The organism is Acinetobacter sp. TG2027, from assembly GCF_000302435.1.
Classification (GTDB): Bacteria; Pseudomonadota; Gammaproteobacteria; order Pseudomonadales; family Moraxellaceae; genus Acinetobacter; species Acinetobacter pittii.
The window spans coordinates 50,664-63,389 of sequence record NZ_AMJN01000031.1; the positions used below are offsets into that span (position 1 = coordinate 50,664).

The following is a 12,726-nucleotide window of genomic DNA, read 5'->3' on the forward strand; positions in this document are numbered from 1 at the left end:
TAGGCGCTTTTTTTATTTTGAGTAAGTTAAGGCTTAACTACAACTAACACTTGAATTGCTTCTGGTGTAACAGTTAAACCATCAAGTAAGCTCAAGCCTTCTTTTTGCAGTTTTTGTAAACGTTCAATTTCGTCTTGACGAATACTTGGGTTGAACTGTTTGAGATAAGTTAAACGGTCAATTTCATATTGCCATTTATTGCCATAATGTTCTTTTGCTTGTTGCTTAAGCTGCGGTAAATCAACTTTCGCAATCTCTAACGCTTGTTTATAACGCTGCTCAATGATATCACGGCGAGCTTTAACTACTTGGCGGCAGCTATTGCCATCTAAATGGTGCAAATAAGGTTTTAAAATTGTTGGATCAATCTTTTCAGATAAATCCTGACCATTTTCACTTAACAACACGCGAATGAGCTGTTTCGGTAAACTTGATGGCAAGTTCAGTGACTTCGGTGCAACAACATCCACTTTAAACCAGACTTCAATTAATACTGAACCCTGCTTTAAAGCGTTAGATTTGAGTACAGCAACATTGGTACTACCAAATGATTGCGTACGGATCATTTCCATAACACTTTCAATGAATGGATGCTCTAAAGTTAAATATTGAGCATCTTCACGAAGCTGAGCTTGATCGCGATAGAAAGTTGCTGTCATACCTTCTTCGTCTAATGCCAAACCTTGCACTTGCATTTGGTCAGTCGGTTTAATAATCACCGTACCATTACTTTGCTCATCAAAGTCGATATTGGTTGATGACATGAAACGCTTCACAAACATTGGTAGCGTAGTATTGTCATCATAGTCTTCAAGGGCCTGAACAATTTCTTGTGCCACAATTGGACGACATGAATTATATTCAAGTAAACGGTCTCGGCCAGCTTGAAGTTCAGCTTCTAAGGCTTGACGTTGAACATTCACCTCTTCAAGCAAATCTTCAAATGTTTGACCTTGGTCTGCAAGTAAACAATCTTTTAATTCAACAATAAAATTCTCTTGCAGCGTTTGCGCTGTCGGAGAAATATTGCTGAAAATATTCAGTGCTTCGTTATACCAACGGAACATACGCTCTTGAGCTGTTCCCATAAGGTATGGTACATGAATTTGGATACGGTTTTCTTGACCAATACGGTCTAGACGTCCAATACGTTGCTCTAAAACATCTGGGTTAGCTGGTAGATCAAATAAAATTAGATCACTAGCGAATTGGAAATTACGGCCTTCCGAACCAATTTCCGAACACAATAGAATCTGAGCGCCATAGCTTTCTTCAGCAAAATAAGCAGCAGCTTGGTCACGCTCAAGTAAGCTCATGCCTTCATGGAACATTGCCGTACGAATACCTGCATGCAAACGCAACACATTTTCTAAAGATTCAACTACTGGTCCGCTACGCGCAATTAAAAGTACTTTTTTATGCTTAAGATCTTTGCGTAAAATTTCCATTAACCATGGCACACGCGGATCATTTTGCATCCATGAACCATCAATCTGTGCTTCTTCAGGCCACATCTGCTCACGCAGCTTGCCATCTTTTGACCAATCTTCTGGTGCTGGTAATGGTGCTGGCTGACAATCACGACCTGGGAAGCCCTGAATGGCTTCACGTGTATTACGGAATAAAATACGTCCAGTACCGTGACGATCTAATAATTCGTGAATTGCTCTAAAGCGTTGATCAGGCTGGTCTTCAATACTGTGACCCAATAAACCTTCTAAAGCAGATAAATGCTCTGGGGTTAAAGCTTGATCCGACATAAGCACTTCAGCAATTTTTGCAGTTTGCTGATATTGAGTCTCTTCATCTAAGAAGCGCTCTAAACTACTAAAACGCTGTGGATCAAGTAAACGTAAGCGAGCGAAATGACTTTCTACACCTAATTGTTCAGGTGTTGCAGTGAGTAATAGTACCCCTGCTGTATTTTCAGCGAGCTCTTCAATTAAATCGTAGCGATCATTACCGCCTTCTTCTTCGCTCCACATCAAATGATGTGCTTCATCAACTACAAGCAAATCAAAACCAGCTTCTATGGCTTGCTCACGCAAATCATCATGGTCAACCATTAAATCAACGCTGGCAATAATGCATTGCTCAGTCAAGAATGGGTTAAGCTCTGGATCATGTTCTTTAATAGATGCGGTACGCGTTAAATCAAACAGAGAGAATTGCAAGTTAAAACGGCGACGCATTTCAATCATCCACTGATACTGAAGAGAATCAGGGACTAAAATCAGAATACGTTCTGAACGACCAGTTTTAAGCTGTTGGTGGATAATTAAACCAGCTTCAATTGTTTTACCTAAACCAACTTCATCGGCAAGTAAAACACGAGGAGCAAAACGTTTACCAACTTCATGTGCGATATAAAGCTGATGAGGAATCAGGCCAACACGTGCACCGACCATCCCACGTAGAGGACTGGTCTGCATTTGTGCTTGCATCAACATCGCTTCAATACGCAGGTCATACCACTCTTTATAGTCAACTTGACTTGCAAGCAAACGGTCTAAAGGTTTAGATAATTGAATTTGCGCACCAATACGTGTTTCATTGAGTGCTTTACGCTCTTGCTCGCCATTTTCTAAAGTACGAACAACGTTGTAACGCAAAACGCCATGACGATCTTCAACAGACTCAACGATCCACTTCTGGCCTTCTTGATCTTGAACTTCATCATTCGTATTGAAGATGATACGAGATAGTGGAGCATTGTTACGCGCATAGACACGTGTCTCATCACTTTTGGGGAATAAAATGCTGACAGATCTTTCATCTACATCAATAAGAACACCTAAACCGAGCTCAGTTTCTGTGTCTGATAGCCAACGTTGACCAATAGCATACTGCTGCAATTTTTCCACCTTTCTCTCAAGTTCGCACTACATATTGTACGATGCAAATTAGCTTATTTTTGCATCTTTTTATGTAGTCTTTAAAGCAAAATTTTGAAGCAAAAACCAATTAAATCGCTTTGCTACAAAAAATCACGCATTAAAATTTTTACATTAAAACGGTACAGGACAGTCAAAAGTTAATGTTTCTGCTGTGACAGGATGATTAAAACTTAACTGTTTGGCATGCAAACATAAACGCGGAACAAGTTGCTGCTCCGGTGTTGCATACAGCGTGTCACCTACAATTGGATGCCCAAGATATTGCATGTGTACACGGAGTTGATGAGATCGGCCCGTAATTGGTGTTAATTTCACACGAGTTACAGGCTGTCCCTGAATCTGAAAATGTTCTATTGCCTGCCAATGTGTTAAAGCAGGCTTGTTGTGAGAAGCGTCGACAATATGTAAAGGTGGTCGGCTTGGGTCATAGATGACAGGAATATCTACAGTCCCCTCACCCTCTAAATGACCTGCGACAAGCGCTTCATATATTTTTGAAGTCTGACGATCTTGAAATTGACGTGCAATTGCACTTTGACCGCGCTTCGATAAACCAAATACTAAAATACCTGAAGTATCTCGGTCTAGACGATGAATGAGCAAAGTTTTAGGTTCAATCGCAACCAACCTTGTCAAAACGCTATCATGTAAATCACCCTTACCAGGAACACTCAAGATGTCCGAAGGTTTATGAATCACCATAAAATCATCATCACGATAGATCAGATGTTCACTTAGAAAATCACTCAAAGTTGTATTCCCAAGGTAAGATGAAAAACAAGCGGGCAATAATAAAAAGCTTACGTCCGAATTACAATGCCGTTCGGGTAAATTAACAGCAGAATTTGCAAATATTATGGATCACTTGAGGTCTATCGTCAGTCAAGGCTTCAATAACTGCATAATATGTTGCAATGTCGGTGCTTGCATTATCTCTTCAGCACTTAAGCTCGCACCATTTGCACGCCATAGATCGACCAAAGAATTCACAGCAGACTGATCTAGTCCGTAGTTTCTTAAATCAATTTCAGGATGGATCTCCATAGGATGTCGCCCCACCTGCTCAGCAATTGCCAATAAAATTCCTTTATCTGACAAGATATAAGAGGACGGCGTACTTAAAGACCATAACCGCATTAAGCTCTGCGTATTTAAATGTTTTATATGGTCAAAACTGATCTTTTCAACCCATTGGATATGCTGCTCTAGATTAGCCGCCAAGATCGCATCATTTACAACACTGACCTGATTCGTAATCGATAAAACAAGCTGCATGACTTGTTTAAACAGAGGCGACAAATCACCTGCCATCATAACTTGGGCTTTAGTATTTGATGACAAACGCTGACCAAGCTCCAACATGGTTTGTTGAAGCTGAGATGTCTCAATAAAAATAATTGGAATTTCGAGTGATTGAGCGCGCTTAATCAACAATTCCAAATGATTCGCCAATGGTTGCTCAGACCAATCTGGTCGTAGTTTAAGCTCATTGAGCCCAACCATGAGCAAAATACTTTGCGCTGACTCAATTGACCAATTTGAAGTACTTGCAGCTAATTGGATTTTTCGAGGTAAGGGATAAAACATTGTTCTCTACAAATATAAAAATAGCTCAAATTAAAAAGCCCGTTTAACACGGGCTTTTTTGCTTACTTCATTTCAGCGAATGTTTCTTTTGCAGCCTGAATCGTAAATTCAATATCTTCATCAGAATGTGCAGATGAAATAAAGCCTGCTTCAAATGCTGAAGGTGCCAAGTTTACCCCACGCTTTAACATGCCATGGAAGAACTTTTTGAAAGCTTCAATATCACATGCCAACATTGAGTCAAAGCTTGTAATGTCTTCTTGGTCAGTAAAGTAAAGACCGAACATTGCGCCAGCTTGCTGAGTCTTAAATGGAATACCCGCTTCATCAGCTGCAGCTTGTAAGCCTGCAAGTAACTTTTCAAGTTGAGCAGATAATTTGCTGTAAAAGTCAGGTTGGCGTAAATGTTTAAACATCTCAATACCAGCACGCATAGCAAGTGGGTTACCAGATAATGTACCTGCTTGGTATACACCACCCAAAGGTGCGATACATTCCATGATTTCACGCTTACCACCAAATGCACCAACAGGCAGACCTGCACCGATAATTTTACCTAAAGTCGTTAAATCAGGTTTAACGTTATAAACCGATTGCGCACCGCCTAAAGCAACACGGAAGCCTGTCATCACTTCATCAATAATGAATACAGATTTATATTCATCACAAATATCACGAATGGCTTGTAAGAAACCGTCAATTGGTTTCACCATATTCATGTTGCCCGCGACTGGTTCAATAATAACACCCGCAATTTCATGGCCGAACTTAGCAAAACATTCTTTTAATGCTGCAATATCGTTGTAAGGTAGTGTTAAAGTGTGTTTAGCAAAATCAACAGGAACACCTTTCGAAGTCGGTTCACCCTCACCTAAAGTAAGTAAGCCCGAACCTGCTTTTACTAAAAGTGAGTCTGAGTGGCCGTGGTAACAACCTTCAAACTTCACGATTTTGTCACGGCCAGTATAACCACGCGCTAAACGAATAGCGGTCATGGTCGCTTCTGTACCCGAGTTAGTCATACGCACCAATTCAATGGATGGCATGATTTCACAGATAATATCTGCCAGTGTTGTTTCGTGTACGGTTGGTGCACCAAAACTTAAGCCATCTTCTGCTGCTGTTTGTACAGCCTTAATAATCTCTGGATGAGCATGACCTAAAATCATTGGTCCCCAAGAACCAACATAGTCAACATAACGCTTACCATCCACATCCCATAAATAAGCACCTTTTGCTTTCTCAATGAAAACCGGTGTTCCTCCAACGCCATTAAAGGCACGTACCGGAGAGTTCACACCACCTGGAATGTGTTTGCTGGCTTGTTTAAATAACTGTTCTTGCTTTGGAGATAAACTCATGGAAATGCTCGTCTTAAATATCTAAAAAATAATTTTGAAAGCTTAAGAAAATAATTGTGCCCACTCCTGTACACGGGCAGGAATTTCAGCAGTTGATCGGCCTAATATATCACTAATGACTGCACAGAGGTCAGCCCCAGCCTCAATCACAGGTTTTGAGTTTTCAACAGTTAAACCACCAATCGCACAAATTGGTAAATCATATTGGGCTGCTGCTTGCTTAATCACTTCGATCCCCACATTACCTGCTTCAGGTTTTGTAGAGGTCGCATAGACTGCACCAAATGCAATATAAGTCGCGCCATCTGTAATTGCTTTTTGCGCAAGTTCTAATGAGTTCAGGCAAGTACGACCAATAATGACGCCTTCTGGTAATTGCGATTTTGCATCGGTAATTTCACCATCATTTTGACCTAAATGCACACCTAAACCAAACTGAGCGGCAAGTTTTAAGTCATCATTAATGACAAAAGGAACCTGATATTTTTCACACAATAATTTGATTTGTTCGACTTCTGCGGGTTGGTCTGCTTTGTCTATTTTCTTACGGCGGTACTGTAAAATTGCGACCTGACGAGTTGCGAGTGCGGCATCTAGTTTTTCTAATAATAGTTGGATTGGGTCATCGTTGGTAATGAGGTATAAACCGCGCATACTCTACTCTCGCTTTAAAAAACTTCGCTAGTATAACGGATTTATAGGACATCATAAGTACCGATTGATATAGGCTTACCAATACCAATCGGTATATTTAGAATAGAAAGTAAAATTAACTTGGTATTTTGTCATGCTTACGGTCAATCAAACTTAATCGACCAGTCGCAACGTCAGACAACATTCGCCAATCAGAAATAAAGCTATAGAAAGGCTGTTTAAAACTGGCAGGCTTATTTTTTTCAAACACAAAATGTCCAACCCAAGCATTTGCATAACCCGCTACCAAACCATAGAGTACATATTTGGCTTGTTTCTTACGGACTGCTTTTGAAAAAAAGTATAGACCAATGCTACTGCCCACCACATGCAAACGTCTGCTCATGATGTTACGGTGTTCAGTTAAATAAAAACGATAAAATTCCTGATAGTTTTTAATCGGCAATTCAAACTCTGGTTGAGCTTCATGGCTAAAGTTTACTGGTGCATTCACGATCATCTTCCTGATTTTTATTTGATCAAAACGTCACCTGATTGTACACCTAAATAAAAGTGTAGCGTCATATGTTTGATTGTAACTTTCTCTATCAAAACCATTATTTTTAGAGCTAAGCTATTATACTTATTCAAGATAGTCTAAATACCTGATTCAGGGAGATATATTATGGTCGAAGTCGAACTAAAGTTTCAGTTACCTGAATCGAAGAAAAAAACTGTCCAGCAATACTTAAAAAAACACAAAGCAAACAACATTCACTTACAGGCAAAGTATTACGACACTCCTGATCGATTACTTGCAAAAAATGGCATGGCCTTACGTTTACGTAAAGAAGATGATCAATGGGTACAAACATTTAAAGCCGCAGGTCAAAGCCATCTCCACCGTGTTGAAGAAGAAACTCATTTAGGCGTTTGTGATCAAGAACCTGACTTAAACCTTGAGTTATATCAAGATAATAAAGTGGTAACTGATTTACTTCATGCGGCCTTAGGAACGCAAGCTGAAAAACTAAGTTTGCAGTTTGAGACTGATGTACAGCGCACCTACCATGTGTTTGAAGCAGATAATACAGCGATTGAAGTTTGCTTAGATGATGGTGTCGCAAAAACAGCGGATGTACAAAGTGTAATTTGCGAAGTCGAATTTGAACTCAAGCAGGGTGCAGTGAAAACGCTTATTCAATTTGCGCAGCAATGGATTAATCGTTATTCACTTTGGCTTGATGTAAGAAGTAAAGCCGAACGTGGCAACTTATTAGCACTAGGGCAAGCTGCCTCACCTGCTGTTCATGCTAAAACTTTGACATTAAATAAAGATATTACTGCTGAACAGGCTCTAAAAAAGATTGTCGAAAACTGTTTAGGGCAATTCTTACCAAATATGGCTGTCATTGCCGATGGGGTTGCTGAAGCTGAGCATATCCATCAGGCACGTGTAAGCTTACGTCGTTTACGTAGTGCCTTTAAGCATTTTGCAGGTTGGTCAAGCGAGCTAAATCCTGTTTGGGAAGAACAAATTGCTGAGCTTTTCCGTAAACTTGGAGACACTCGTGATGAAGATGCGATTCGCACCGAAGTGTTACCTATTATTCAACAACACGGTTCACCTGAACTTTTACTACCAGTTTCAGCCCAGCCCTCAAAAGAACTCTCAACAATCTTTACCTCTGCGGACACGATTAAGCTATTACTCGATTTATTAGCATTTGCTTATTCAGAGGAAGATTCAGACAGCAAAACAGGTGGATTAAAAAAACACATTAAAAAGAGTTTAGATAAGTTACATCATAAAGTGATTAATAATGCTGAACACTTCTCTGAGCTTGAAGTGAATGAACAGCACAAAATAAGAAAGCAAGCTAAACAGTTACGTTATTGTGTTGAGTTTATTTCGAGTCTTTATCCAAATAAAAAAGTACAGCAATATTTAAAACAGCTACAACCTGTGCAAAATACCCTAGGTCAATATAACGATTTGTTTATTGCAGAAGGTATTTTTAACAATGTGGTTGAACAAGATCCGTCTTTCTGGTTTGCTCTAGGCTGGGTCAAAGCCAAACAGCCACAATTACAAAAGCGCTCAGCAAAAGCTTTACAGGCTTTTAGTGAGGTTGAAACTTTCTGGTAATTTATAAAAAGTCGCTGTAAACAAGCAGCGACTTTTTATCGGTATTTACCAAATACTTTCCATACGCCGTTATCTGCTAACGGATCACTATAGCTATCGCTGCGTTGCTTTCTTGGCTTATCACGAGCATCGACCAGTTTAAAATGTGGCTCAACCCCTAGCACAATCCCATTGGTATAAAACCGTGAACGTGTATATTCGCTTTGCCCATGTTGAAACACATAGGTTCTTAAATCGATGAATTCACGGTGAGCAACCAAAGCCGCGGTATCATCACTTTGCAACCATTCTTGCATCGTAAATATCTGGTCTGTTTCAAACTGCCCGCATTTTTCAATAAGACTCGCAACACCGCGAAAAGTTTTAGATTCTTTTGCGCGTGTTTTATTGATCCGAATTCGGTCTACGTGAAAAAAGAATAGCGGTAAATTTAAATGACTTGGTAAATGAATGGCATCTGGTAATTCATCTTCCATAAATGGCTGAAAAAGCTCTTGTGCCCTTTCAATTAAGCCCTGCCATTGTTGGTAATAATTTTCGACTTCTTCTTGCAAGCCATAATAAATCGGCAATCCTTCGACATGCTCTAAATATTGAGGTGGGAAAACATGCTGGCGTAATAAAGCAATATCTGTTTTTAAACTTTGTATAGCAATTGCATCTTGCATATTAGTCTCTCCTACCAATACTTAGGCTATTTACAGACTAAGTCAAAGGTTTTGTTTCCGCAAGCGTTTGCCTATAATAAGCAGCTCTATTTTTGCGGGAATAAGTCATGTCTCAAAAGATTAATGCAACAGATATTACTGAAGAAGAAGCGTTAAATGCGGTTTTCTTTGAGCGTGCGGATGAATTCATTAAACAAGCTAATGATTTTTGTCGCCCGCCAAAAGATAAAAAAGTTGATCCGGCTGAGCTACGTGGTCAAGTGAGTGCTGCAATGTTATTTGCTACTGCCCGCTTCAATACATGGGTAGCAGCAAATAACTTTAAAGATGGTAATGAAATGCGTGATGCGAAAGATCAGGTCATGTCTTACCTTCTTCAGCAGTTTCAGATGATGCTTGAAGATAACTTCGATGAATATTGTGAACAATTCGAAAATTATTTACGTTTCCGTAAAAATGAAGATTTTCATGCACACAAACATGATCATTAATATAATTTAAAGATCCAAATAAAAAGCCACAATTCAGTGGCTTTTTATTTGCGGTAAGATTTTATTTCTTTGCGGCCTGACCATATTGATCAGCCATCACTTCGACCAAATGTTCAGGTTTAATATACTTCTTAATCACTCTATTAACGTCAGCAACAGTTAGTTTAGTTAACTCTTGATCATGACGAATTCGGTCTTGCAATGTTTTGTTTGTTTCAAGCTGTAGATTTAACATGCCATGAATATTACGTTCATCTTCTAAAGCCGTAACTCGTTTCTTCATGATATCTGCTTTAGCAGCTTCAAGCTCTTGCTCAGTTACCCCATTTTTAACCAAGTCATTTAACACTTTATGTATTGATGCAGACACTTGTGCTGAGCGGCCCGAAGTATAATTTGCACTAATACTCAAAGCCCCTACATTCGTGTCACGATCAAGTTGCAATCCAGTTCCAAAACCATACACTAGGGCATTTTTCTCACGAAGCTCTTGAGCCAAACGTGATGAAATTTGAGATTCCCCTAAAATATAGTTCATTAAAATGAGAGCAGATGCATCTGGATGGTTTTTACCAACTGGAATTGAAAGCACACTCTGGTAACTACCAAATTCACGTTGCTCAGATAAAACATGAACTTGCTGTGCTGGAAAATCAACGTGATCAATCAAGATTTTTTGATATGGCTGTTTACCGTTCCAATGACCAAATTCCTGATTCAGTAATTTTTGCATCTTTTTCGCATCAAATTCGCCTGTAATGGCAATTTGAGCATGGTTCATTGCAAAGAAACGCTCATATAACTCTTTCACCTGTTCTTGAGTTGCGTTTTTCAACTGCTGTTTTGCTAGTTCAGGTTCAAAGTGATAACGCAAATCACCTGGTTGATATTCTTCAAGTAAACGTGAAAGTGTTAAGCCCGCTACCACATCTGGCTCGGTATAAGGACGATCTAGGCTTGATAAGCTTTGCGATTTAATTAAATCAAACTGAGATTGTTCAAATTTTGGATTCTTCATCACATCAAGAACAAACTTGAAAAACTCATCAAATTTTTCTGATTTAGACTGAATATTAATGGTCATGCCATTGCCGTCAGCACTTGCATAAGCCGCACCGCCTGCATCAATTGATTTATCGGCAATATCTTGCAAACTGTATTTATCAGAACCACGAAGCAATAAGTATGAGGTTAGATCAACTACCGTACCTTTATTAAATAAAGATTTTTCTGTTCCGAAGTCCATCGTAATTGTTGCATAAGTACGATCATCGCGTGTTTCAACTGGGAATAAAGCATACTTCATTCCATTTTTTAGTTTTCCACGGATAATCTTTTTCTCATTACTTTCAACATATTGCTTTGAAGTTTTTAAAAACTCAGCAACTTCTTGTTGATATACCTTCGGATCTTTTAAAGGTTCGGCCTTTGCTTCGACCTGATCTAGAGTTTTAGGTGTCTCTTTTGAATTTTGCTGTTGCGCTTTTTTCTGGTCTTCAGGTGTTGGCAAAATATCGCCATCAATACGATGATCAGCCACAAGGAACTGTTTTAAAGTTTGATTCACATCATCTAGCTTAACTTTTTCTACAGAATCTAAATCTTTAAAATATTGATCCCATTGCCCGCCAGCGATGGTGTAATCACTTAAACGTGACCCAAGTGCTACCGCATCTTTTGTGATTAGATCACCTTGAGTTTTCATTAAACTTTTAACACGATTTAATTCAACTTCAGTAAACGGCTTCCCTTTTTCAATGCCTGCTAACAAAGAACTTTCAACTTTTTTAGGGTCATTACTTGGTGAATAAATAGCGCCTAGAAACACCACATTAAAATCTTGGTCTAACCAAGTACTAGCTTCAACATTTGTGGTAATACCTGTTTCCACCATATTTTGGTATAGGTGACCACTTGGTTGCATGGTATATAACAAAGGAGCTAAAGCGAGTGTCGGCTGAATTTTGGTATTTTTACCATTCATATAGATATGGAATTTAGCCAGATCACTGCCCTTTTTCACCATGAATTGACGATTTTTTATTTTTGTAGAGTCAAGCACAGGAATCTGTACAGTTTTAGGAACCGCTCTTGCCGCAATTGGACTAAAATATTGATCTATTGTTTTTAAGACATCAGTCTTATCAAATTTACCTGAAATCACCATAACCGCATTATTGGGTGCATACCAGCTACGATAAAACTGGTTCAATTCAGGCATCTTAATAGATTTAAGCTCAGGCAAATCACCAATCGGTAAACGACCTAAATATTGGTTACCATAAGCTGACTTCCACATTTGATCCATCAGCACAGCAAAAGGCTGATCCATACGGACTTCACGTTCACGCTTTACAATTTCAATCTCGGAAGGAACAAACTTTTCTTGAAGAACTAATTTATCCATACGCTCAGATTCAAGATACAGTACCTGATCAAGCGCAGTTTTTTCTGGACGAACGATATTAGTATATTTTGTTGAATAATAATCAGTGCTGGCGTTTGTCATCAATGTATATTGATCTAAACGACGCTGGAATTCTTCCCCTTTAACATTTTGTGTCCCCTTAAAAGCCAAGTGCTCAAGCAAATGAGCTAAGCCACTTTTACCTTGCGGGTCATTTAATGAGCCTGTTAAATAAATGGTATTAATAAAGATTTTATTTTCTTTGTCATTCGGTGCAAGCACAATCCGAAAACCATTATCTAATTTATATTCCTCAATATTTTGCTTACTTTTTACTAGTGTAGTTTGTGCCCAAGACGCAGCACTTAAACCAAGAATACATAGGGAGAGTGTCAGTTGTTTAAACTGCATAAACATATAAATACCAATTAATTTGAATAATAAAAAATCAATAGTTGTGGGACTATAGTAGGAAATTTGAACTAACTTTCATAGTAAAGTTTTGAAAAAAAAGCCGTTTATTTAAACGGCCT

The 12,726-nt window shown here is 38.9% G+C and carries 10 protein-coding genes; 2 read left to right on the forward strand and 8 right to left on the reverse strand.

The genetic code is table 11. The features are described from left to right. Positions 1 to 26 precede the first annotated feature (26 nt). From rapA to B806_RS0106555, 6 genes are all read right to left on the reverse strand, one after another. Positions 27 to 2,864: an RNA polymerase-associated protein RapA gene (gene rapA / locus B806_RS0106530; protein WP_017402783.1), complete on the reverse strand. Its 2,838-nt coding sequence runs from the start codon at positions 2,862 to 2,864 to the stop codon at positions 27 to 29. 144 nt (positions 2,865 to 3,008) lie between these two features. After that, entirely contained in the window at positions 3,009 to 3,647 is a 639-nt protein-coding gene (locus tag B806_RS0106535) for an RluA family pseudouridine synthase (protein WP_005307342.1), read from the reverse strand. 132 nt (positions 3,648 to 3,779) lie between these two features. Beyond that, complete coding sequence (locus tag B806_RS0106540) at positions 3,780 to 4,484, reverse strand: phosphopantetheine-binding protein (RefSeq protein WP_017387279.1); 705 nt, start codon at positions 4,482 to 4,484, stop codon at positions 3,780 to 3,782. 62 nt (positions 4,485 to 4,546) lie between these two features. Next, positions 4,547 to 5,845 (reverse strand): glutamate-1-semialdehyde 2,1-aminomutase, encoded by a 1,299-nt coding sequence (gene hemL / locus B806_RS0106545; protein WP_016146072.1) that lies wholly within the window; start codon positions 5,843 to 5,845, stop codon positions 4,547 to 4,549. A gap of 42 nt (positions 5,846 to 5,887) precedes the next feature. Further along, positions 5,888 to 6,499 carry a thiamine phosphate synthase gene (thiE, locus tag B806_RS0106550; RefSeq protein ID WP_017387280.1) on the reverse strand — a complete coding sequence of 204 codons (612 nt, stop codon included), beginning with the start codon at positions 6,497 to 6,499 and terminating at the stop codon, positions 5,888 to 5,890. A 115-nt stretch (positions 6,500 to 6,614) separates the two neighbouring features. Beyond that, on the reverse strand, positions 6,615 to 6,998 hold the full coding sequence (locus B806_RS0106555) for a DUF962 domain-containing protein (protein ID WP_017387281.1): 384 nt from the start codon (positions 6,996 to 6,998) through the stop codon (positions 6,615 to 6,617). A 165-nt stretch (positions 6,999 to 7,163) separates the two neighbouring features. Between B806_RS0106555 and B806_RS20040 the strand changes: the two genes are divergently transcribed. Then, the gene (locus B806_RS20040; protein WP_017387282.1) at positions 7,164 to 8,627 is read left to right on the forward strand and encodes a CYTH and CHAD domain-containing protein; all 1,464 of its coding nucleotides are present in this window, start codon (positions 7,164 to 7,166) and stop codon (positions 8,625 to 8,627) included. A gap of 35 nt (positions 8,628 to 8,662) precedes the next feature. Here B806_RS20040 and B806_RS0106565 read toward each other — a convergent pair whose 3' ends face one another. Then, positions 8,663 to 9,295, reverse strand: a complete 633-nt coding sequence (locus tag B806_RS0106565) for a hypothetical protein (RefSeq protein ID WP_017387283.1) — start codon at positions 9,293 to 9,295, stop codon at positions 8,663 to 8,665. A gap of 107 nt (positions 9,296 to 9,402) precedes the next feature. On the opposite strand from B806_RS0106565, the gene B806_RS0106570 reads away from it, so the two are divergent. Beyond that, positions 9,403 to 9,786: a DUF3144 domain-containing protein gene (locus B806_RS0106570; RefSeq protein ID WP_002118682.1), complete on the forward strand. Its 384-nt coding sequence runs from the start codon at positions 9,403 to 9,405 to the stop codon at positions 9,784 to 9,786. A 61-nt stretch (positions 9,787 to 9,847) separates the two neighbouring features. Here the strand turns inward: B806_RS0106570 and B806_RS0106575 are convergent, their stop codons facing one another. Then, positions 9,848 to 12,610, reverse strand: coding sequence for a pitrilysin family protein (locus B806_RS0106575; protein WP_017387284.1), 2,763 nt, complete (start codon positions 12,608 to 12,610; stop codon positions 9,848 to 9,850). Positions 12,611 to 12,726 lie beyond the last annotated feature (116 nt).

Bases quoted from the DNA above. Each gene is read 5' to 3' on its own strand.
- B806_RS0106540 (WP_017387279.1), bottom strand. From the start codon at position 4,484: ATGTTTTATCCCTTACCTCGAAAAATCCAATTAGCTGCAAGTACTTCA.
- hemL (WP_016146072.1), bottom strand. From the start codon at position 5,845: ATGAGTTTATCTCCAAAGCAAGAACAGTTATTTAAACAAGCCAGCAAA.
- thiE (WP_017387280.1), bottom strand. From the start codon at position 6,499: ATGCGCGGTTTATACCTCATTACCAACGATGACCCAATCCAACTATTA.
- B806_RS0106555 (WP_017387281.1), bottom strand. From the start codon at position 6,998: ATGATCGTGAATGCACCAGTAAACTTTAGCCATGAAGCTCAACCAGAG.
- B806_RS20040 (WP_017387282.1), top strand. From the start codon at position 7,164: ATGGTCGAAGTCGAACTAAAGTTTCAGTTACCTGAATCGAAGAAAAAA.
- B806_RS0106565 (WP_017387283.1), bottom strand. From the start codon at position 9,295: ATGCAAGATGCAATTGCTATACAAAGTTTAAAAACAGATATTGCTTTA.
- B806_RS0106570 (WP_002118682.1), top strand. From the start codon at position 9,403: ATGTCTCAAAAGATTAATGCAACAGATATTACTGAAGAAGAAGCGTTA.
- B806_RS0106575 (WP_017387284.1), bottom strand. From the start codon at position 12,610: ATGTTTATGCAGTTTAAACAACTGACACTCTCCCTATGTATTCTTGGT.